This window comes from Mycoplasma sp. E35C (genome assembly GCF_019873825.1).
Taxonomy (GTDB): Bacteria; Bacillota_I; Bacilli_A; order Mycoplasmatales; family Mycoplasmoidaceae; genus Mycoplasmoides.
Window position 1 is genome coordinate 547,562 of the sequence record NZ_CP068418.1, and the last position, 23,347, is coordinate 570,908.

Below are 23,347 nucleotides of genomic sequence, written 5' to 3' on the forward strand. Positions count from 1 at the left end.
TCTGTAAATTCACAAATCTATAACAAAAATAATCTTCAAATATTCTAAAAAATTGAGATTTTCAGAAAAACAACCGTTTTTTTTTTTTTTTGTTTTTAGTTTTATTTTTATTCTTAAAAAGATATTTAAAATAAAGTATTTTATTTAAATTATTTAGTTATTCCATAAAAAAATAAGTTTAATTATTTTAAATTTATACTGATTTTGTGTTTATATAAAAAAATACCTAGACTAGCTAGGTATTTGAGTTTGTAATAATTAATTAAATAATTATTTTTCTAATGTGAAAACTAAGTCTGTGCGTGTTACTTTTTCATCAGTTTTCTTGCTATTAGTGAAACTTACAGTAACAGTAACTTGTTTTTTTGCCTTGTCTGGTTTAGCTTCATCAACTGAAATTGTTCAACCATTAGGAACCTTAGTTTTAGATTCGTTCTTAAGAGTGAAGTTTTCTTTAGTTGCACTTTCAGCCATAGTATCTTTTGCAACATCAAAGTCATTAGTTGTTAATTCTTTTAATACTTTTTCAGCATCTTGTTTTGAAACTTCAGCTTCAGGTTTAGGTTCATCTTTTTGTGGAGGAACTTCTTCTTTTTTGCCGTCATCTTTTTTGTCATCAGTTTCAGCTTTTACAGTTTTCTTAAATCCTGTAACTTCGATTTCTTTAGAAACTGTGTCGTTTCCTTTTACAGCTTTAACAGTTACTTTGATTTTACCTAATGCAGCATCAGCTTCATTAATAGTATTAGCTGTAGCAGCAGTTGTTACTGTTCAACCAGAAAGTTTATCTTTTTCTGTTTTAACTAAATCAAATTTAGTAACATCTTTAGTTTCAACTTCACCTTTTGTAGTGATTTTTTCGTCTTGGTTGTTAGAACCTTTTTTGTAAGATTCAATGTTAGCTTCAGCTAATGCGTTTACAACTTTTTCAGCATCAACTTTTGAAACATCTTTAGAAGCTTCAGCACAGCTAGCAGCCGCAAGACCAACTACTGAACCTAGTCCTAATAGACTAAATAATTTAAAAATATTTTTCTTTTTCATTTCCTAATTAAGATATGTTTTTGATTTGTATAGCTTGATTATGTTTTTGATAGCAATACATTAGATAAGCTATACGCAATCTATAACAAAAATAATCTTCAATAATTCTAAAAAATTGATATTTTCAGAAAAACAACCATTTTTTTTTTTTTTTGTTTTAAGTTTTGTTATTCTTCTTAAAATATTATTTAAAATAAAGCTTTTAATTTAAATTATTTAGTTATTCCATTAAAAAATATTAATTATATGTATTTAATTAATTTATTGAATAAACAAAAAAGCAAATAACTAGACTTTGATCTAGTTATCTGCCTTTAATTATTAAAAGTTTCTAATATTATTTTGATTTTAAATAGATAAATCTATTTTTTTATTTAGCAGCAGCACCGCCACCACTTTGTTGACCAGATGCACCTGCTCCACCTTGGCTACCACTTCCTGATGTTTCAGAAGTAGTTTTAGTAGCAAATTCATATTCAACTTCGTGAGTTAATTTATCATCACCTTTAGTTAAACTTAAAGTTAATTTTGCTTTAGCATCTTTCTTTTCAGCTTTATCAACTTTAAAAGTTCAATCTGTAGGTAAAGTTTTTTGAGCATCAGGTGTTAAATGGAATTTTTCAGGAGCAAGATTTGCATCAGCTGTTGTTCCTTCTTCAGCAGTAAAACTTTCTTTTGTTAAAGCTTCTAATTTAGTTTTAGCTTCTTCTTTAGTAGTTCCAGCTTTGTTTGCACCTTGTTCACCTGTTCCACCGCCTTGTTGTTGACCAGCTGCAGGAGTTTTAAATCCAGTAATTTCTAATTGAGTTGCTCTTGTAGCAGTTTCATTACCTTTAGTTGCTTTAATAGTTACTTTAATTTTACCTTCAGCTGCAACTTCGCCATTTTCAGCTTTAGTGATAGCAATTGTTCAACCTTTAGCTTTAGCGTTGTTCTTTTCAGTTTGAACTAAATCAAACTTAGTTACAACATTAGTTTCAACAGTAGCTTTGTTTTCAACTTTAGTGTTTCCTTGGTAAGCTTCAATTTTGTCTTGTGTTAAACCGTCAATGAAAGATTGAACATCAGTTTTGCTAGCATCAGCAGATGCACCATCAGTAGAACAGCTAGCAGCAGCTAGACCAACTACTGAACCTAGTCCTAGTAGACTAAATAATTTAAAAATATTTTTCTTTTTCATTTCCTAATTAAGATATGTTTTTATTCGACATAATGCAGAACATAAAATTGAAAAGACTTCTGCATTAGATCAAATCTATAACAAAAATAATCTCCAATAATTCTAAAAAATTGATATTTTCAGAAAAACAACCATTTTTTTTTTTTTTTGTTTTAACTTTTATTATTCTTCTTAAAATATTATTGAAAATAAAGCATTTAATTTAAATTATTTAGTTATTCCATTAAAAATTATTAAATAATATATCTTTTTTAGATTATTTAATTCAAAACAATTCACAGACATAAAAAAATAAATACCTATGAAAGGTATTTATCTTAGATTAATGAAGTCAAATTTACTATTTCTTAGTGTATTCGTATGTAAATTCTGAATTAGCTTTTTCGTCGTCTTTATTTGAATCTTTTTTAGCTAAGCTTAAAGATAATTTAGTTTTTTCACCATCTCTTTCAGCTTTAGTAATGCTAAATACTCAATCAGTAGGTAACTTAGTTTTTTCAGTTTCTACTAAATCAAAATCAGTTTGTTTTGCAGTTTCAGCAGTTACGTTTTCTTTAACTGTAAAGCTTTCTTTTTTAAGAGCTGCTAAGAATTTTGTAGCATCATCCTTTGTGAATGCTTTTGCTTCATCACCTTGTTGTTTTTCTGGATCAACAGGTTTATTTTGATCTTCAGTTTTGTTTTCTTCTTTAGCTACTGCTTTAAATCCAGTAATTTCTAAAGCAGTTGTTCTTGTAACTGTTTCAGTTCCTTTAGTAGCTTTAATAGTTACTTTAATTTTACCTTCAGCAGCATTTTCTCCATCTGTTGCTTTAGCAATAGCGATTGTTCAACCTTTAGCTTTAGCGTTGTTCTTTTCAGCTTGAACTAAATCAAACTTAGTTACATCTTTAGTTTCAGTTTGAGCTTTGTTTTCAACTTTAGCATCACCTTTGTAAGCTTCAATTTTGTCTTGTGCTAAACCGTTGATGAAAGCTTCAACATCAGTTTTGCTAGCATCAGCTGATGCACCATCAGTAGAACAGCTAGCAGCAGCTAACCCAACTACTGAACCTAGTCCTAATAGACTAAATAATTTAAAAATATTTTTCTTTTTCATTTCCTAATTAAGATATGTTTTTATTCGACATAACAACAGAATATAAAATTGAAAAGACTTCTGCGTTAGATCAAATCAATAACAAAAATAATCTTCAATAATTCTAAAAAATTGAGATTTTCAAAAAAACAACCATTTTTTTTTTTTTTTGTTTTAACTTTTATTATTCTTCTTAAAATATTATTGAAAATAAAGCATTTTATTTAAATTATTTCAATATTCCATAAAAAATAAGAATATTTATAAAAGTTAATAAATATACATAAAACAATTACAACTAGACAAGAATAAAACAAAATACCAGCATCTTTAAATGCTGGTATATTTAAAACTTATTTAACAATCAACTCTATTTATTTAGTTGGTTTATCAATATGTAAGATTGTTACTTTATTAGGTCAATAATACTCAGTCTTATTTTGACTAGTATTATATTGAATTCTAGATAATAATATGTAATTAGTTGCTTCGTTTAAATTAGAGTTAACTGTTTCTTGATAGTTCTTAGAACTATCCTTAGCATTAACTGCATTTGTTTTATTATTAATTAAAACACTAACACCTTTACCATTATCTTTATTAGCTTCACCTTTGATTTGTTGATCTTCGTTTCAGAAGTAAGTTTCTTTACCTTCGGTATGTTTTTTACGCATTTGATAATAAACTGGAAGTTTAGTATCAATTGCTGTTAGTTCATGACTAGCTATGGCATTAGTTGTTAAACTACTGGTTGCTGTTACTTTTTTAGCACGAATTGTTGTGCTAAAAAAGTCTGTATCAACTTTGGTTCCATCAAAGATGTATCTAGCTTTAAATAAGATCTTGTCATTATTGTTTGGTGCAATATAAGGGATCTTAATTGCATCAACATTATAGATTTGGTTCTCATTAATCTTAATCTTAATTTCATTATGATTAACATCATAATAATACCCATGATCATTACTTTTGATCTTATCAATATATGCTTGTTTGTTTGATTGTTTGTTTTGATCAAACATAATGTTGGGAATATTAATTGAACTAACTGATAATTCAACATCATCTGGAATGATGTTTCTAACAATCATTCCAGGGATATAAACTTCAAGTTCTGGATATGATGGTGACTTAATACTTAATGGGTGATTAGTTTTAGATCTTAAATAATAAAATATTGGTCCATATTCTTGTGACTTACTATTTGGACGATAGATTTTATCAATAACAGCTTGACCTTCTAAATAAAGATCATTAATACTAAATTCATTTCTTAATTCATCTAAGGCATTTTGATTAGCTTTTTTAAATGAATCATAAAAACCATTAGTTAATTCTAAACCTGTTGATTTATTAGGCGTTGAACGTTTAAAACGGTTGTTGTTATCAGTTTGATCATTATCTTGTTGAACATCATTCTCATCCATTTGATCATGATCGAGCACCTCAGATAAATTGATTTGGTTATTCAGATCTTTTAGGGTTGAAAAATTAGCATCACCACCATCTAAGATATCAACAACATAATCATCATTATCATTTAATTTAACCCTTTTAATAAGTTTGTCAGCAATCTCAGTACCTAAACTTTTAAACCCGTCAAATTGGATTTCATTAGATCTGATGTCAGCTTCATTATCCTTACTAAAAGTAACATTAATAGTAGCCATTCCATTAATGTTGCTATAACTAACAATTTCAACCCGAACGTTTCAACCCCTAGCTAATTCATTAGTTTTTATTAATTGAAAATTATCAGGCACTAAATCTTGGGGTCTTGTTGTATATCTATTTAAATTATCATGCGTTTTAGTATCAACAACAATAAAACTAGACGGATCTAAGGTATTGGCATAATTTCTTAACCGTTGAGCATTTGATAATGTCATAACTGGTTGATTAACATTATCATCAATCACTTGATCATCTGATGAACCATCAGATGATCCTTGTGTTCTTGATGCTGGTGGGGTTTTATTTTCACCACTATCTTTATCAATGCCAATACTACTTGTGCATGAAGATACTAAAATGCTTGATACAAAAAACAGACTAAATAATTGACTAACTTTAAAAAGATTGTGCTTCTTCATAAAGAAAATACGTATTAATTAAATAAACTACTAATAAATATTATTGATTAAGACCACAATATGATCTTATACTTATAATCAAAGTTTAAGATCAAATAAACTTCAATTAGGCGACATACATTTTATTATTATATAAGAATAAACCAACATTTGGTTGGTAGTGTTATTGAAATTCTTGATAAATCATAGATTTATCTTAATCAATAATTATATAATTATTGCTGGTGTTAATTTTCTTATGAAGGATTCAATTCATAAACTAAAGGCAAATCATTTTTGGTTAATGAAAGTTATGACCGTTGTTTTCTGGTCACTACCAGATCTTAATGATGGTTTTAAACACCACAAGCGAATTAGATTAATCAGAGCATTTTATGCAACATTAATTGTTTTTGCTTGTATTGTTAGTTTTATTGCTCTAGTTATCGTCCCTTCACCAGAATCACGAGAAGGGTTTGCTACTTTTGTTAAAGTAGTATCGTTATTGAGTTTTTTCGTCTTTATTACTGACTGGATTGGTCATTTAATTACTTATCGTTATTTAGATAACAATAAGCACGTTAGTTTATTTAAATTAACAATTAAATACATCTTTTCATTTAGTAGTATCGTGATTATTTTGTGTATCTTATCTTCTGCACAAGCAATTAAATACTTTTTAGAAGCAAATGATAAGAATGCTGAATATGTGTTTACAGCCTTTTCTTCATTAGGGCTAGTAAGAATTGTGCGGTTGTTTATGGTGTTGTCACTGTTTTCGCCGTTTGCAGCAATTACGAATGTCTTTGTTGAACAAAAGAAGTTGTTAACATCAGTTTTTTTCATCATTATTATTCTGATCATCTTATTTGCTTTGATAATCTGATCACAAGAAACTGTCTATTTGTTTAATCAAAAATTAGCTTATTTAGCTAGTGTTAGTGACAATTATGCTAATTCATCTGAATTTGATATCTTTATCAAATTAAATAAATTAGATCCAGCTTCTAGTGCTTATCAAAGCTTAATTAATAAGATTAACCATCAGCAATATGAAGATGCAAAAAACCTTTTATCACTTGATGATAAAAATAATTTAGATAGCTTATCAGTTGGTTATATTAAGAACTTTGGTGAAGCATTCTACTTCACCACAATTACACTTACAACTGTGGGTTATGGTGATTTTTCACCACATGCTCCAATTTCAAGAGTGATTGTTAGCTTCATTTCATTATTAGCGATCGCGATCGTTGCCATCCCATCAGGGGTTATTGCTGGTGCTTTTTTAAGTGAGATGCAAAAAAGAAGTAAAAAGAAGAAAAACCAAAAAGCAAACCAAAACCAACAAAACCAAAACGAAGAGCCAAATAACAACACTAACTGCGAAAACCAAGCAGTCAAACCTAAGTCTGATGATCATAGAAAGAAGTCATTGGATGATTACGAATTTATTGAAATTAAATTTTAACAATGGAATTTTTAAAGAAAGAAACAAGATCTAAAAAAGCGATTAAAAACGCAACTAAAGTAGTTAAACGCGGCAACATCTTAATGTTAGCTATCGGGCTATTATTAGGGACTAGCTTCAATGCTGTTGTTGCTTCATTAGCTAATGACGTAATTATGGCTGCAATTGCTAAATTATATGGCAAAGACAGCATCGATAAATTAGAATGAAATGGAATTTTATACGGTAAATTCTTAGCTGCTTTAATTAGCTTCTTAATCATTACTATCATTCTAGTAGCATTCTTATTCATCATTTATTACATCGTTGAAATCGTTAAAGAATGTAGACAAAGAAAACAAAAAATTGCTGAAGTTGTTGAAGAAAAACCTGCTGAACCAACTGATCAACAAAAAATGATTACTTTATTAGAAACAAACAACACTTTATTAAAACAACAAATTGCTTTATTATCAAAAGCTCACAATGTTGAAATCTTATCAAACCAATTCGGTGATAAAGTTGTTGAAGTTCCATTTGATGCAAAAGCAAATGGTGATAAAAAATAAATCTAATAATTAGTTAATCACATAAATCACATTTAAAGATCAAACACCCAGAATTATCTGGGTGTTTTTTATTGTTTGTTTAAGCTGGATTGTCAAATCATTAAGGGGTGATAAGAATTGTTTTTAAAGCTTATTGTTGGTGATATATTAGAGTTTTATGATTGGGATGATAGTTGGATATAAAAACAAATAAGGGTTGGTTTTAATAAGCTTTAAAACCCTTATTAATTTGACATCAAGATTAATCATTTGCTTGCATCAAATCATTAAGGGTTTTTAGCTTTTATACAGTTTTATTGAATTAAATTTTAAGCATTAAATATCAGGCATTAAACCCTTATTAATTTAGCACTTTGCTTGGGCATTACTTCACTTAATAACTAATCAAAAAACCATCTATTCAATCACAATTACAATAAAAAACACATAGCATATGCTATGTGTTGGTTTTAATGTTTGATTAAAACTTAGAACTTAATAATATGATATGGGATTATTGACTATTTGATTAGAATTTAATAGCAATTTTTAATACGCCATCTTCTTGGTTAGCAAAGAAGCTGTAAGCTTCAACGATCTTATCAAATGGCATTGTGTGAGTTACTAATTTAGTTAAATCAACACGTTTAGTTTCAATAATTTCCATTAATCTTCTCATTCTTTCTTTTCCACCAGGACATAGAGAGAACGCAATCACACCGTCGTTTAGACCAGCACCGATTGTTGATAAAGGAATTTTAATATCATCACTATAAACACCTAATGAAGAAACAGTTCCACCTGGTCTGATTAATTCCATAGCTTGTGCGAATGTAGCTTGTTTACCTAAACATTCAATAGCAGAGTCTAACATTCTACCATCAGTAATTTCAGCAACACGTTTCTTAACATCTTCTTTAGTGAAGTTAATAGTGTGAGTAGCACCCATTTGTTTAGCCATTTCTAGACGGCTGTCGTTTCCATCGATTGCAATAATCTTAGAAGCACCTAGTAATCTAGCACCGTTAGTAGCACATAGACCAATTGGACCTTGAGCAATTACCCCAACGAAGTCACCGATTTTAATTCTTGCATTTTCAGCACCAGAAAAACCAGTTGACATAATGTCTGGACACATTAATACTTGTTCGTCTGTTAAGTTAGAAGGAATTCTAGCTAAGTTATACATTGCGTCTTTAACTAAAATGTATTCAGCTTGACATCCGTCCATCATGTTACCAAATTTTCATCCAGCTGTTAATTTGTAACCGTATTTTTCATTTTCACCATCTTGTGAAGATTGTCCACCTTGACAAGCAGCAGAGTGACCACTTGGAGTAATCGCACCAGCTAACACTCTTTCATTTAATTCATAACCTTTAACTTCATCACCAAAAGCAACTAATGTTCCAACAGCTTCGTGACCTAATGTTAAACCTTTAGCAACAGGATATTCACCTTTTCAAATGTGGATATCTGTTCCACAGATTGTTGTTGTAGATACTTTAATTAAAGCATCGTTTGGACCAATCTTAGGTAATTCTTTTTCAACAATTTTAATGTTACCTTTTTCAAAGAAAGCTAATGCCTTCATTGTTTTAGGTAAATTACTTACTGATTTCATATCAACTCCTAGCAATTTTTTTACGATTTAATTATAAACCTGTATAAAATAAATTTTTGAAAAATTTTTAAAAATCTGAGTGTTATTTTTCTTATATTTTGTTTTTATGTTATATTAATTATTTTTTATATTTTTTTATGTTATAAATGGGCGATGAAAAATTATGGTGAACTTAATGATAAAAATAAGCATTAATTTCAATCAAAACCTAGGATTTATCAGGATTATAGATAAAAAATAGATTGGCTATTTTAGCCAATCTAATCACGATTTTTCTTATCTTCTAATAGCTTTACTACTTCATCAAATAGCCGTTCTGGGTTATTTGATAGCCGTTTAATTCGACCTTTTTGAGCTACAGAAATTTTTCCATTTGTTTCACTAACAATAAACACAATCGCATCAGTTTTTTCACTCAACCCTACACCAGCACGGTGTCTAGCACCGTATGAAACATCTAATAATTGTCTGGTCATTGGGAAATAACTTGATATTGATGTTAATTTCATATCACGGATAATGATGCCACCATCGTGCAGCGGTGATTTCTTATTATAGAAGACCGAAATAATGAACTCAGGTGAAAAATCACCAACAATCTTATAACCAACATTGATGTAATAATCCAGATTGTCTTCTCGTTCAATCGCAATAATGCCACCAATCTTGTCAGCTGATAATTTAAGCAACGAACTGCTTAAATTATCATAAAAATCATTAATCGTTCGCTGATCATCTTTCTTTTTAAAGATCTTTTTAATTGATTTAAAAAGTGAATCATTTTCAGCTTTTTTAGAAAAGATAAAGATTGTAAATTGGATCAATATTACAACCATTATGATTAAAAAAGCAACAAGGATTAAGATCAGCAGGACAGAATTCATTTATAACACTATATTACTACTATTTTATATTTTTATCTTCTTCGATTTCAAAATCAATACGACGTAAGCGGTTATCAGTTGATAAAAGTTTAACATCAACTTTTTCTGAAATCTGATAACGCTTGTTATTCTTTTTACCAACTAATGTGTCAGTATTAGGGTCATATTTATAAAAATCACCATGGATATTATTTAAGCGAACTAAACCTTCAATTCCGTTATCTAATTCAACAAACATTCCGAAATTAGTAATCGTGCTAATGGTTACTTGCTTAAAGTATTGATTCTTAAAGCGTGACATGTATTTAACTGATAAGAAGGCATTAACATCACGTTCACAATCAAGTGCGTTAAGTTCTTTCTTATTAATAAATTCACATCAGTTATACAATTCAGTTTTTAATTCGTTGCGTTGTTCGTCTGTATATGCTTGTCTATCAAAGATATTCATTCACAAAATACGGTGCACGATATTATCAGCATATCTTCTAATTGGTGAAGTGAAGTGCGTATAGTTACGTGAAGCTAATGAGAAGTGTTGTAAGTTTTCAGGTGAATAATTAGCCTTATTCATTGAACGTAATAACAACTTGTTGATTAATTTAATTGCTTTATTATCTTGGTTTTTAATTAATCAAGATTGGATGTCAGTTGATTTAATATTACTTAAATCACCTGAGATTTCAAAACCAAGAATTTTAGCTGCTACACTGAAATTGTTTAATTTATGTAGTGGTGGTTTTGGGTGAATGCGATAAATAAAATCTAATTTATGATCAGCGGCAAATAAACATACTGCTTCGTTAGCTGCAACCATGAAGTCTTCAATCATTTCTTGTGCTTCACCGTGAGGTTTTTTAACAATGTTGATTGGTTCAAACTTATCATCTAGTTCGATGGCAATTTCATCAACATCAAATGCTAAATAACCACGTTTGATCTTCATTTGGCGTAAGATTTTAGCTAAAACCTTAGCATCATCCAGCATTGTTCTGATTTTAGGTTCAACATCATTTAGATCGTTTGTAGCTTTGAAATATTCATTAACAATTTCATAACTAAAACGTTTATGAACATTAATGATTGCTGGGTAGTATTCATAATTAACCATCTTACCAGTGCCATCAATCACTAAATCACCAACAACAGCAAACTTATCAACACCTTGATTTAATGAACATAAATCATTTGATAATTCTTCTGGTAACATCGGAATTACTTTGTTGGCTAAATATACTGATGTCGCTTTATTTCTTGCTGAACGATCAAGTGGACCGTTAAATTTAACATAGTGACAAACATCAGCAATCGCAACTTTTAGATTGTAATTACCATCATCTAGTTTTTTTACATAAACTGCATCGTCTAAATCTAGGGCTGATGCTGGGTCGATTGTAATGAATTCTAGATCTCTTAAATCTTTACGAATATTTTTTTGGTGATCATCTAATTCGTATTTTAAGCTCTTAGCTTCATTTAGGGCATCTTGATTAAAACCAAATTCAATTAAATGGTTATAAGCAATGGCATCAATATCAATACCAATATCTTCTTTTGAACCAATCTTTTGAATTAATTTAGCATAAATGGTTTGGTTTTCAACCTTAATGATTTCAAACAAAATGCGATCATGTTCATTTAGTTCAGCATAATGCTTATCTAATAAAACCTTATAAATGATCTTAGGATCATCTGGTAAGATTAAATATTCATGACCAGTATCTTGGTAAGTTCCAACATATTGTGTGCGATTGCGTTGTTTGATGTTTAAAACACAAGCATCAATCAGTTCATGACGGTAGTTTTCATTTTGAACGCTTAATGGTGCAAATTCAACAACGTCATTATTTAATGCATTATTTAGATTGATATTATGAACATAATATTTTGATAGCTCATCACCATCAATCTTAATAAACCCATTACCATTACTACCCATTGATAGTCTTCCGACCATAATGTTGGTTAGATCTGGTGCTGAGTTTTGATAACCTAATACCACTTTGTTGTTATTAAGTTTTTTTAGTTCGCCCCTTAGTAATAACTCATCAATTTCTTTATAAATTGCAGATTTTGAGTGCTTATGGTTTAGTTTTTTAACAATGATACCTGGTGGAATTGGTTTTTTGTTTTCTAACTTTACAATTTCTAAGATATCACTAACTATGGTTTGTTTTTTATCGTTCATAACTCAAGAATTTTTATTAATTGATCAACCTTAATCTTATTTGATCACGAAGTGATAAATTAATCCGATGATTAAAAAAATCAACATCAGAATAAACATCGCGATTTGCAGAATCTTAATGATCCCACGGTCTTTGGTTTTTTTGAAGATTTCTAAATCTTGTCCAGATAATGAAGCTAAGCCCCCTGTTGTTCCTGAGTTAGATAAACCTAACCCGATTAATAGAGCAACGATGGCTAATACGAACATGACAATTTCAGTAGCACTCATACAGTTCTTTTATTTATATATATTTAATATGTAATTTTATAATAAATTTTATTTTTTAATTTGATTGTATAGTTGTTTTATCTTTTTATTATAGTGAGCCAACCCTGTTCTTGTAATTAAATACCCTTTGGTTTGTAGTAATTTACTTAATTCATTTAGTGAAGCATCAGGGTGATCAAGTTTAAGATAACAATAGATTTTAAAGATTTCAGTTTGGTGATTAAAACATTGATCAGCAATGATTGCATTGATCATGGGTTTTAATTTTTCATTAAGATTTATTGTTTTAGTTAAGTTGGCAATATCAAGATTATTACTTGAATATGCTTGTTTGATTATCTTGCGTTTCATGTTGATATCTTCGTATTCAAAACGACAAGAAAACGCATTAATGAATGCTAAAAAATCCAAGATTACCTGAATTTTTTTAACATACAAAACATATTTATTTTTTCTTGATGTTAGTTTGAATTGATCAAAATTATTTTGGATCAATAAATTATTAATTAACAACGCTTTATGTTGTTCATTAAAGACCAATTCTAAATGTTGGTTTTTAGATTTTGGTGAAGCTAAATTACCCACACTTAAAAACAGTCCACCAAAAAAAGCACGCATATTAGTTTCATCTAATTGATCAGCATTGATATTTAATAACTGTTGATCTAATTTAAATGTTAGTTCATAATCTTGTTTTTTTAAACGGTTTTCTGAACGATTATGTTGAATTTGGTTTTGTAATTCTTGATCTAATAAGATTAAGATTTTTTTTAAAAAAATGATCGTTCTTGGGTGTTGTGAAACATAGCTTTGATAAGAATCAAAGCTATGTGTTAGTTTGTTAAAAATAATTCCGTTTAAAAAGAATTTTGCACTTTTTTTATCTAGTGTTTGGTTACAAATTTCGTTCTTAACTTCTTGACTGAAAGTCAACATTATTTATGTAATTTTAAATAGTCATTAACAGCTAATGCTGCAACAGTTCCATCTGATACGGCTGTTGAGATCTGACGAATTTTCTTCTGAACACAATCCCCAGCACCAAATAGACCTTCAACGCTTGTTTTCATACTGTTATCAACAACAATATAACCTTCATCATTTAAAACATTAAGTGGTTTTAAAAAGCTAGCGTTGGGATTAGCTCCAATGTATGGGAATAAACAATCAATTTTGATTTCAGAAACATCATTAGTTTTTAAGCTCTTAACTTTTAAACCTGTTAATGTTTTATCACCAATATAACTATCAACAACGCTTGATAAGATAAATTCAACGTTAGCTTTTTCTTTTAGTTTTTCAACAGCAATGCTATCAGCTCTAAATTCATCTCGACGGTGAATTACATAAACTTTATTACAGAATCCTGATAGATACATCGCTTCTTCGATCGCACCATTACCACCACCCACAACAGCAACATCGCGAGATTTATATAATGGTCCATCACAGATGGCGCAGTATGAAATTCCTTTTGATTCATACTTTTCATCACCTTCAATTCCTAAACGTTTTTCAGTTGTTCCAGTTGCAACGATTACTGTTTTAGAAATTAAAGTCTTACCATCTTCTAGATAAGTTAAGAAATAACCATCTTGTTTTTCAACAGTGCTTACTTTTGAATAAAAGAATGGCACTGATAAACTATTTAGATGGCTAAACATATTAACGGCCAAATCAGGACCCTTAATTGATTCAAAACCAGGGTAGTTATCAATAAAACCAGTTTTTAAAATTTTTCCCCCAGGTGCTGAACCTTCAACAACACAAACATTAATGTTTGCTCTTTTTGCATAAATTCCAGCTGTAATTCCAGCTGGTCCACTACCAATAATAACTAGATCAAAAAGATCGTTCTTGGCATCTACTCGATATGACATGTTTTAATTAAGATTTATAAAAATAATAACTTAATTATATGCTTAATAATTTAAGTTGATTATTTAGTGTTATTTTCTTGTTAGTCGTTCTAGACTAGTTTGGTTATCTTTGTATTCTAATTTGATGTCTAAACTACTGATTTTTGAATCAGATTTTAGATGGAAGATTTTACTAATGGCTAAGATCTCATCTTCGATGTTGAAATAAACCCCATAAGTTACTAAACAATCATCAATCTTATGGTTTGGTAATGCTGATTTAATCGGTGCTAGATCATTGCAAATCATCGTAATTTGTTTGTGTTTAACAACAGGCTGACCATTATCTGCAAAAATTGAAAAGTCCTTAAAAGACATTGTGTTTGAATTATGATAAACCAATAACTTACGATTTAATAACACCTGATTAACGTATAAGATTTGTTTATTTTGATCAAAATAAACAACCTGATCAGTCTTAGAAAAAGAAGACGATAAAAAGTCTTCTTTTCCAGATAACTGTTTAAACATATTGATGTCAAACTGGGTATAAGGAGTGCGATATAGTTCCTCATAATCATGACTGACAACTTCGTTAAAATCTAAGAAATTAATGAAAAAACCAGTTTTATAGTTGGGATGAACAAAATATCCCGGTTTTGATTGATTATCTAAAACATTATAAGCACACAATGTTGCAAATACTCTTCTGATTAAATTACGAGAAATACCAAACTTGATTGATAATTGTCTTTCAGAGGGAATTCGCTTACCAGGTTTTCATTGTCCTGACTGAATCTTTAGAAATATATAAAGTAAAACCGTATTGTGCATCTTGGATACAAAAATAGTATTTTTATACAGTCTAGATTATAAAATAATTTAAAATTTTTTTAGGTGCTATGAATTATCAACAACAATGGATTAGATTAGCAGAACAACTTCACTATGATACTGGTTATGTGTTTTGCAATCTAATTGATCCAGCTTTAATTAACCACATTAATTTTGATAAAAAAACTGAACCATTATTATTTTTTATCATCTACGACGTAGATGATAAGCAATTATTAATCTTTGATAATACGAATGGTTTTAGTTTTGATGAAATTAAGAATCTGGCTAATTTTTATCAAACTAATAACGAACAATACCATGCTTATTTCAGGTCGTTATTAAAGTTAGGTGATAGTTTTGAATTTATTAATCAAAATGCCAGTGAAGAAAATGGTTATTATTTTTTAGTTAATAAAGTTAATAACGAACTAAACCTTGATGATTTAAGACAAACTGAACGGGGTGAGTATTATTACCGCACTAAGTTTAATAATGGCACGTTAATTAGAATTAAGAACTTAAAAAAACACTATGAATTAGAAGAATTCAAGGTGATTGCTAATCGCTTGAAACTAATTTATCAAAAGTTCATTAATACCAATAAACTAAACATCTTTGTTTTATATAAGAAAAACCATGGTTTTTATGATTTAGCCACACCAATTATTGCTCCAATTAGTTCTTTTGCTAATGCAAAAGCACTACCTAAAACTAAAAAACCAGAATTAGCAATATTAAAAAATGATCAAACCAGAATTATTATTGATCATACGATTAATTGGAACAATAAGAATATTTATATTAAAGGTTATATTGGTTTATTAAAAAAACCTGATTTTAAAAAAGCAGGTTTATATCTTTATGCTAATAACAAATTAATTAAAGGCATTAATTCATACCAACGTTATCGTCCTGAAATGGTTTTTGGAGATGTTCATCATTTAAATAATAAATACATCTTTGGTGAATTAGAACTATCAAATATGGATATTAGTATTTCTAATGATTCGTTTGTTTATGATAGTAAGTTTGAAAAACAATTATTAAAATTCTTAATTGATACCATTGGTGATGAAAAATACCTTAATGATGATAAATTAAGTGGTGTTATTAAACATACCAATGAAATTAATCTAGAAGAACCAACTGATCAAAAAGAAGATAATAATAAAAAAGAAGTTGAACAAAAAACAACTGAACAAGAAAACAAACAAGAAGTTAATGATGATCAACTAGAAGACATTAATCAAGAAGCTGATAATAAATATGTTGTTGCAATCAATGATACAAAAGCAATTATTGAATTCAGCGAACAAGCAAACCAATTGTTTTCAACATCATTTGATGCAATAACTGATCAAATAATAATTAAGGTTGATGTTAATTTAGATATAGTTAAAACTTTGTTAAAAGATAAAACTACAAAGCGTAGTTTTATTAAGCTGGTTGCTAGTTTAGCTTATGCTAGACAAACTGCAATTACTAACAATAATTCATTAGAAGAATACTTTGATTTAATTAATAAATTAATGGCTAAAAAATCAGATAATTCTAAATAAATTTAATTGATTAAATTGTTTAAAAACATCGAGTAAAATCTCGATGTTTTTTTATTAATTTTTAAATTAATTTAGTGTTCTTTTAACAATTATTTTTTAGGTTAAAAAATATTAATAAATTTGCAAAATCGACGGTAAAAATAAAAAAATATTAAGGTGGTTTTATCCACCTTAATACTCGAAAAGGAATGAAAGATTTATCTTATTTTGTTTAACCGATTTTATAAACTTCTTTAACGAAGAGCAATTTTATATCTTGTATTTTTAATATTATTTAGTTTTGATATTTGTAAAGTTTAAATCTTATATATAAACTCTTATTTATTAATATATGTGATTAATTTTCAATTCTACCCTTAATGGTTGTTAGTCAGATTTTATTTAAATCTGATGGTATGTATCATTTTTAACTAAACAGAAATATAGCTTTAATGTTTAATTAAGGTTTTAAATAATTATTAATATTATTTTTATTTAGTTTTTCCAGAAGCGCCACCTTTAGGGCCTTTTTCTTTTCCTTCACCAGCTTTTGGATCTTTAGCTCCTTCTTTTCCGCCAGCTTTAGGGTCTTTAGCTCCTGTGTCGCCGCCAGCTTTTGGATCTTTAGCTCCTTCTTTTCCGCCAGCTTTAGGGTCTTTAGCTCCTGTGTCGCCACCAGCTTTTGGATCTTTAGCTCCTGTGTCGCCACCAGCTTTAGGGTCTTTAGCTCCTGTGTCGCCACCAGCTTTTGGATCTTTAGCTCCTGTATCACCACCAGCTTTAGGGTCTTTAGCTCCTGTGTCGCCACCAGCTTTTGGATCTTTTGCTCCTGTGTCCCCACCAGCTTTAGGATCTTTAGCTCCTGTGTCGCTGCCAGTTACAGGTTGGTTAGGATTTACTGTTCCGCTTTTTTTACCTTTGTCATCTGCTGATGCTCCTGGTTTAGCAGGTGTTGTTGATGAACTACCACCACCAGTTCCTTTACCTTGATCTTTAGATGTATCGCCTGTTTTAGGATCTTTAGCACAGCTTGCAGCTGCTAATCCTACGATAGAACCGAATCCTAATAAAGTAAATAACTTAAATATGTTTTTCTTGCGCATTGTATTAAATATATTAAATTGTGATTGTTATTTAATTCAAACTCTATGCAAAGATAGAATTATCATTAAAAAATGTTTAAACTCTAGGTCTACTAGAATTAGTAATTTGAAAATTCATTAACTCTAGATTTCCTAGAATTAACTTGAATCAAACTCTAGCTAAACTAGAATTACGATTTAAGAAATTTATATAAATTGACTTTTCAACAAATATAATCACTTTTATTCTGATTAGTTAAATTTTTAATTAAAGTTTGCCAGAAAGGCGTTTTTTTTTTTTTTTTTGTTTTCTTCTTATTTTATTGCCTAAAACAATGATGTTTAATTAAATTATTTAATCGAACCAATATAAAAATAAAAATATTAAGGCAGTATGAAACTACCTTAATACTCGAAAAGGAATGAAAGATTTATCTTATTTTTTGTTTAACCGATTTTATAAACTTCTTAAATGAAGAGCAATTTTATAATTGATATTTTTAATATTATTTAGTATTAATATTTTTAAAATTTCAATCTTATATATAAACTCTATTGTTATTAATATATAGATTTAATTTCAATGCTACCTTGATAGTTTTTAATCAGATTTTATACAAACCTGATAGTATGTATCATTTTTAACTAAACAGAATAGCTTTAATGTTTAATTAAAGTTTAAATAATTGTTGTTATTTTATTTTTTAGGCTTTGCAGCAGGAGCTGGTTGAGCTTTACCTTTTTCACCTTGTGCAGGAGCTGGTTGAGCTTTACCTTTTTCACCTTGTGCAGGAGCTGGTTGAGCTTTACCTTTTTCACCTTGTGCAGGAGCTGGTTGAGCTTTACCTTTTTCACCTTGTGCAGGAGCTGGTTGAGCTTTACCTTTTTCACCTTGTGCAGGAGCTGGTTGAGCTTTGCCTTTTTCACCTTCAGCAGGAGCTGGTTGAGCTTTACCTTTTTCACCTTCAGCAGGAGCTGGTTGAGCTTTACCTTTTTCACCTTCAGCAGGAGCAGGAGTTTCAGTTTTACCTTGGTCTGAACCAGTAGCAGAAGCAGGAGGAGTTTGAGTTTTACCTTGGTCTGCACCAGCAGCAGGAGGATTTGTTACTTCACCACTTTTGTTCTTTTTATCATCTTCTTTTTTTGGTGTAGTAGGAGTAGTGGCTCCTTTACCTGGATCTTTAGGTGTTTCACCTGTTTTAGGATCTTTAGCACAGCTTGCAGCTGCTAATCCAACGATAGAACCAAAACCTAATAAAGTAAATAGTTTAAATATATTTTTCTTGCGCATTGTATATAGTAAATAAAGATTTAATTAATTAATTTAAACTCTATGCAAAGATAGAATTATTATTAAAAAATACTTAAAACTCTAGATACACTAGAATTAATTATTTAATAATTTTCATTAACTCTAGAAACATCTAGAATTAACTTGAATCAAACTCTAGCTAAACTAGAATTCCGATTTAAGAATTTATATAAATTGACTTTTCAACAAATACAATCAACATAATTCTGATTAGTTATATTTTTAATTAAAGCTTCATCGACCTCGTTTTTTTTTTTTTTTGTTTGCGTCTTATTTTAGTATGGAAAATAAAGGGTTTTAATGCTATTTTTTAACTAAACCAGTATAACAACATTAAAAAATAACTGTTTTTAAGTTATTAAACCCATACTTTATGATTAAACCCTTATTAATAAAGCAAATTATACTTAAAATAAGCAGTAAATAAAAAATTACTATCCGTTTGGCGGATAGTAATCTTCAATATTGTTTTTAAATAATATTAGAGTTATTAGCTAATTATTTACTTATTAACCTTATCTAAGATTTCGTTTAGATAAATTGTGTTTTCAAAATTGTATTTAGACTTAGATTTACCAAAATGTCCATATACTGCTAAATCAGCATACTTAGTATCTTTTAATTTTAAAAGATCAATAATTTCTGAAACAGTGTGGTTGAAGGTTGATTTAACAATCTTATTGATTTTTTGAATATCAATTGTGTTGGTATTAAAACAATTTACAACAATATCTAATGGTTTTTCTACACCAATTGCTCATGAAATGATTACTTCACATTCACTAGCTAGTTTTGCTTCAATAATGTGTTTAGCAATCCAACGTGCATAATAAGCACCTGAACGATCAACTTTGGTGTAATCTTTACCACTATAAGCACCACCACCGTGGTGAGCATAAATTCCAAAACTATCAACTAATAGTTTTCTACCTGTTAATCCAGTATCAGCAATTGGTCCACCACTGATAAATAAACCTGATGGGTTGATTAGTGCTTCATATTTTTTATCAAAGCCATATTTGGTTGCAATTTCATCCATAATAAACTTTTTAATAAAAAGTTTAAATACACCTAGATCAACATTTTCATCATGTTGAACTGACATTAAAATTGTTTTTAATTCAACTTGGTTGTTATCTAAATAATTTAAGCTCACTTGAGCTTTCATATCATAATTAGCATGGTTGAATTTTTTATCATCAATTAGTTGTTTAGCTAAACGCACTAAATCATGAGCCATCATTACGGCTAATGGCATTTTATTGGTTGTTTCATCACACGCATAACCAACTGTGATCCCTTGATCACCAGCTCCGATCTTATTATCTTTTTGATCTACTGATTGAGCAATATCATGTGATTGTTGGTTGATGTTAGAAATAATCGTAAAACTAGATTTGTCATATCCTAATTTTGTTACAACATTTCAAGCAATATTTACATAATCAACCTTAGCTTTAGTAGTAATTTCACCACCAATCACAATTAAACGATTAGAAGCTAATACTTCACAAGCCACACGGCTGTTTTTATCTTGAGCTAAACATGCATCTAGAATGCTATCTGCAATCTGGTCACAGATCTTGTCAGGATGACCACTGCCCACACTTTCAGCAGTGTATATTCCTTTTCTATTATGTTTAAGAGTAATACTATTCATACAAAAATGTCCTATTAATTATATATAAGTGATTATTTTATTAATTTAGTTATCCATGAGGTTGGTAATTAAATAATTCACAATCATGGCTGCGTTATCACCAGTATACATCTTTTTAGGAATCAACGGTTTGATCTTTAATTCATTAATTTGTTGGCGCAGATAACTATTAGCACTTACTCCACCACCTAATAAGATGGTTTGATATTGAACTGCTTGGTTTTTGATTTGTTCTTTAACCCGTTGTATTAAGTCATCAATAATGAATTTTTGAAATGAAGATAGCACTGCTACTTTATCAAAATCAGGTTGGTTTTTGTGTTGTTGGATGTATCTTAAAACTGCAGATTTAAAACCTGAGTAACTAAAAGAAGATAATTTGTTATTCTTTAAAAATTGGATGCTTTTAGCTTTATTAACATCAAACATTTGATCAATCATTGGTCCAGCTGGGTATTTTAAATCCAACTCACGACCAACTTTATCATACACTTCACCAATCGCATCGTCTAAGGTTTCATCTAACAACTTAATGTCATTAGCTGATTGAATATGATAAATCGAAGTATGACCACCAGATACCACTAAACCTAGGGCTGGGTATTTAACTTCATCATGGCGATGGTTTGGTGAATTGTCATCAATTGTTGCTGAAAACAAATGACCGTATAAATGATTAATGCCAACAACATCAACATCTAATAAATAACCTAAGGTTGTCGCAAATACTTTTGCCACATGTAAACAACCTAATAAGCCTGGATTTTTTGTATATGCAATGATGTCAATATCATTAATATCAACCTTTGCTTCATTTAATGCTTCAAATAAAGTTTGGTGCAATATCTCTTCGTGATAGCGTGCGGCAATTTCTGGCACTACGCCACCGTAATTAGCATGTACACTTGATGATGATTTGGTTTTGGTAGTTATGATTTGATTATCAATTGCTATAGCAATTGATAAATCATCACAACTAGATTCAATGCCTAAAATGACTTTGGAGCCCATACTTGCTAATTTTATATTAATGAATTATTTTTTAGAATCAATTATTTTCAGCTAGTTTCTTTAAAACGAACATAAGCATTAATTAAACTGGCTTTTTGTAAATCATTAATTGGAGCTTCAATGAAGTTATTAACATTTTTTATATCTTTAATGTAATATGCTGACTTAATTAGTTCACTTAGTTTTTTATTATCTTCTGCTTTTTGCAATTGTTGTCTTAAATTAGTTAAGTGTGTGGTTAGTTCTTTTAGTTCGTTAGTTAGTTGTTCTAATTTTTCAATTAAAGTTTGAATTTTTTGTTCAATTTGATCTTGTTGTTCAGCAGTTAATTCATCTTGTAATTGATTGTTATTTAGATCATTCTGTAAGCTTTCAATCTCTGATTGAAGCTTTCTGATTTCTTCTTGTTTTTCTTTGTTTTGAGTTTGTAGCGCTTTTATTTCATCACTATTAGTTTCATCAAACCATTCTTGTTCATCAACGATCCCTGTTTCTGGTTGAGAAATCTTTCTTAATGGTGAAGTGTATTGCACAAAATTAAAGTTATCTAATGGTCCGTATTTGTATTCAGGATCATCTGGATCACTATCTTCAACTTCAGCAACAAAATCATCATTTGTTTGATCAACACCTTCAAGTGCTACTTGTTTAATCACATCATAGCTTTGGTTTAATAATTCTGGATATTGATCAATATTTAGTTTGTTAATCGTAATTAAATCTAATGCTAATGGTGTTTGTTTTGGCGTAACGATATGAAAATCTTCACTGGTTGGTTTGTCTTCATCTTTTAAAAACTCACCACCTTGAGCAGCATAAATTGCATCACCATTAAACATGATTGCACCATTAATTCTTTTAGAAGCTAAATTGTTTAAAATAACCGCTGAATCTGAGTTTAATAATGCGGTTGATCTAGTACCTGTTACAAAATTATTAGCATTCAATCCTGCTGATGCAATGTATTGATAAACTTCACTAAAATCGTTAGTTTGAATTTGCGTATCTAATGGATTAACGGTTGGTTGAGCATCATTTTGGGTTTTAATCAAATTAGCCACTGAATAAATTGAACGTTCATCTTCAACAATTCCTAATTTGTTATCACTAAAACGATCTTTGTATTGATCTGAACTGATGGTTTTAATAATATCAGACCAATTGCTTTGATGATCAACTAGTTGATCAATTACTTCACCACGGTAAGCAAAAACAAATGATTGAAAAAAATAAGGAACTGAATATTCTAGTAAGTTAATTGGTTGATTTTTAATCGAATAACTCGTTAAAATTTGTTGAACTTGATCAGTAAATAATCCCAACGCGTCATTAGCATTATTAATTTTTATCAATTCATTTTCATCATTAAGATAACTTAAATTAAACTTCGTTCAATCGATTGGTTGTAAGATTCCTTGTTCAATTAAATCAATAACAGCATACGTTGAAGCTGTGCCAATCGTATAAGTTTTATTCTTAAAATTAGTCATCAAATTTTCATTTGATGAAACAAAATCAAATTGCAAGTTGGTGTTTTCATTGCGAATTTTGCTCATTAGTTTTGGTGACATGTATGATTCAAAATTAGCATACACAAACTTCTTATTTAATAAGTTTTCGTTGTTTGATGCTTGACAACTAGATAAGATAAATGCTGGCAATAATAAACCAGAAAATAATAATTTAAAACGTTTTTTCATATTTATCTGC

19 protein-coding genes are annotated in these 23,347 nt (G+C 29.2%); 3 read left to right on the top strand and 16 right to left on the bottom strand.

Annotated elements, in window-relative coordinates; translation table 4 throughout:
• Positions 1 to 270: 270 nt before the first annotated feature.
• The 4 genes from JJE79_RS02335 to JJE79_RS02350 all read right to left on the bottom strand — a co-directional run bounded on the left by JJE79_RS02335 (position 271) and on the right by JJE79_RS02350 (position 5,395).
• On the bottom strand, positions 271 to 1,044 hold the full coding sequence (locus JJE79_RS02335; RefSeq protein ID WP_222926024.1) for a lipoprotein 17-related variable surface protein: 774 nt from the start codon (positions 1,042 to 1,044) through the stop codon (positions 271 to 273).
• A gap of 370 nt (positions 1,045 to 1,414) precedes the next feature.
• Positions 1,415 to 2,224, bottom strand: a complete 810-nt coding sequence (locus JJE79_RS02340) for a hypothetical protein (RefSeq protein ID WP_222926025.1) — start codon at positions 2,222 to 2,224, stop codon at positions 1,415 to 1,417.
• A 340-nt stretch (positions 2,225 to 2,564) separates the two neighbouring features.
• Positions 2,565 to 3,323: a hypothetical protein gene (locus JJE79_RS02345; RefSeq protein WP_222926026.1), complete on the bottom strand. Its 759-nt coding sequence runs from the start codon at positions 3,321 to 3,323 to the stop codon at positions 2,565 to 2,567.
• A gap of 353 nt (positions 3,324 to 3,676) precedes the next feature.
• Positions 3,677 to 5,395 carry a hypothetical protein gene (locus tag JJE79_RS02350; protein WP_222926027.1) on the bottom strand — a complete coding sequence of 573 codons (1,719 nt, stop codon included), beginning with the start codon at positions 5,393 to 5,395 and terminating at the stop codon, positions 3,677 to 3,679.
• Positions 5,396 to 5,678: 283 nt separating this feature from the next.
• Between JJE79_RS02350 and JJE79_RS02355 the strand changes: the two genes are divergently transcribed.
• On the top strand, positions 5,679 to 6,845 hold the full coding sequence (locus JJE79_RS02355) for a potassium channel family protein (RefSeq protein ID WP_255565815.1): 1,167 nt from the start codon (positions 5,679 to 5,681) through the stop codon (positions 6,843 to 6,845).
• A gap of 2 nt (positions 6,846 to 6,847) precedes the next feature.
• Complete coding sequence (locus JJE79_RS02360; RefSeq protein WP_222926029.1) at positions 6,848 to 7,393, top strand: MscL family protein; 546 nt, start codon at positions 6,848 to 6,850, stop codon at positions 7,391 to 7,393.
• Positions 7,394 to 7,901: 508 nt separating this feature from the next.
• Here the strand turns inward: JJE79_RS02360 and JJE79_RS02365 are convergent.
• The 7 genes from JJE79_RS02365 to JJE79_RS02395 all read right to left on the bottom strand — a co-directional run bounded on the left by JJE79_RS02365 (position 7,902) and on the right by JJE79_RS02395 (position 15,031).
• Positions 7,902 to 8,996: a zinc-binding dehydrogenase gene (locus JJE79_RS02365; protein WP_222926030.1), complete on the bottom strand. Its 1,095-nt coding sequence runs from the start codon at positions 8,994 to 8,996 to the stop codon at positions 7,902 to 7,904.
• 260 nt (positions 8,997 to 9,256) lie between these two features.
• Complete coding sequence (cdaM, locus tag JJE79_RS02370; protein WP_222926031.1) at positions 9,257 to 9,880, bottom strand: diadenylate cyclase CdaM; 624 nt, start codon at positions 9,878 to 9,880, stop codon at positions 9,257 to 9,259.
• Positions 9,881 to 9,899: 19 nt separating this feature from the next.
• Positions 9,900 to 12,068 carry a ribonuclease R gene (gene rnr, locus JJE79_RS02375; protein ID WP_222926032.1) on the bottom strand — a complete coding sequence of 723 codons (2,169 nt, stop codon included), beginning with the start codon at positions 12,066 to 12,068 and terminating at the stop codon, positions 9,900 to 9,902.
• Positions 12,069 to 12,104: 36 nt separating this feature from the next.
• A complete protein-coding gene (gene secG, locus JJE79_RS02380) occupies positions 12,105 to 12,338 on the bottom strand; it encodes a preprotein translocase subunit SecG (RefSeq protein ID WP_222926033.1) in 234 nt (77 codons plus the stop codon).
• A gap of 48 nt (positions 12,339 to 12,386) precedes the next feature.
• On the bottom strand, positions 12,387 to 13,274 hold the full coding sequence (gene whiA / locus JJE79_RS02385; protein WP_222926034.1) for a DNA-binding protein WhiA: 888 nt from the start codon (positions 13,272 to 13,274) through the stop codon (positions 12,387 to 12,389).
• Positions 13,274 to 14,218: a thioredoxin-disulfide reductase gene (trxB, locus tag JJE79_RS02390; RefSeq protein WP_222926035.1), complete on the bottom strand. Its 945-nt coding sequence runs from the start codon at positions 14,216 to 14,218 to the stop codon at positions 13,274 to 13,276. The genes whiA and trxB overlap by 1 nt, the downstream gene beginning before the upstream one ends.
• Before the next feature lie 69 nt (positions 14,219 to 14,287).
• Positions 14,288 to 15,031, bottom strand: coding sequence for a winged helix-turn-helix domain-containing protein (locus JJE79_RS02395; RefSeq protein WP_222926036.1), 744 nt, complete (start codon positions 15,029 to 15,031; stop codon positions 14,288 to 14,290).
• A 68-nt stretch (positions 15,032 to 15,099) separates the two neighbouring features.
• Between JJE79_RS02395 and JJE79_RS02400 the strand changes: the two genes are divergently transcribed.
• On the top strand, positions 15,100 to 16,593 hold the full coding sequence (locus JJE79_RS02400) for a hypothetical protein (protein ID WP_222926037.1): 1,494 nt from the start codon (positions 15,100 to 15,102) through the stop codon (positions 16,591 to 16,593).
• Positions 16,594 to 17,063: 470 nt separating this feature from the next.
• Here the strand turns inward: JJE79_RS02400 and JJE79_RS02405 are convergent, their stop codons facing one another.
• The 5 genes from JJE79_RS02405 to JJE79_RS02425 all read right to left on the bottom strand — a co-directional run bounded on the left by JJE79_RS02405 (position 17,064) and on the right by JJE79_RS02425 (position 23,337).
• Complete coding sequence (locus tag JJE79_RS02405) at positions 17,064 to 17,675, bottom strand: hypothetical protein (RefSeq protein WP_222926038.1); 612 nt, start codon at positions 17,673 to 17,675, stop codon at positions 17,064 to 17,066.
• 676 nt (positions 17,676 to 18,351) lie between these two features.
• Positions 18,352 to 18,945: a hypothetical protein gene (locus JJE79_RS02410; protein WP_222926039.1), complete on the bottom strand. Its 594-nt coding sequence runs from the start codon at positions 18,943 to 18,945 to the stop codon at positions 18,352 to 18,354.
• A 523-nt stretch (positions 18,946 to 19,468) separates the two neighbouring features.
• Complete coding sequence (metK, locus tag JJE79_RS02415) at positions 19,469 to 20,626, bottom strand: methionine adenosyltransferase (RefSeq protein ID WP_255565816.1); 1,158 nt, start codon at positions 20,624 to 20,626, stop codon at positions 19,469 to 19,471.
• A 45-nt stretch (positions 20,627 to 20,671) separates the two neighbouring features.
• Positions 20,672 to 21,637 carry a tRNA (adenosine(37)-N6)-threonylcarbamoyltransferase complex transferase subunit TsaD gene (gene tsaD / locus JJE79_RS02420; RefSeq protein WP_222926040.1) on the bottom strand — a complete coding sequence of 322 codons (966 nt, stop codon included), beginning with the start codon at positions 21,635 to 21,637 and terminating at the stop codon, positions 20,672 to 20,674.
• Positions 21,638 to 21,678: 41 nt separating this feature from the next.
• Positions 21,679 to 23,337 carry a spermidine/putrescine ABC transporter substrate-binding protein gene (locus tag JJE79_RS02425; protein WP_222926041.1) on the bottom strand — a complete coding sequence of 553 codons (1,659 nt, stop codon included), beginning with the start codon at positions 23,335 to 23,337 and terminating at the stop codon, positions 21,679 to 21,681.
• Positions 23,338 to 23,347: the final 10 nt, after the last annotated feature.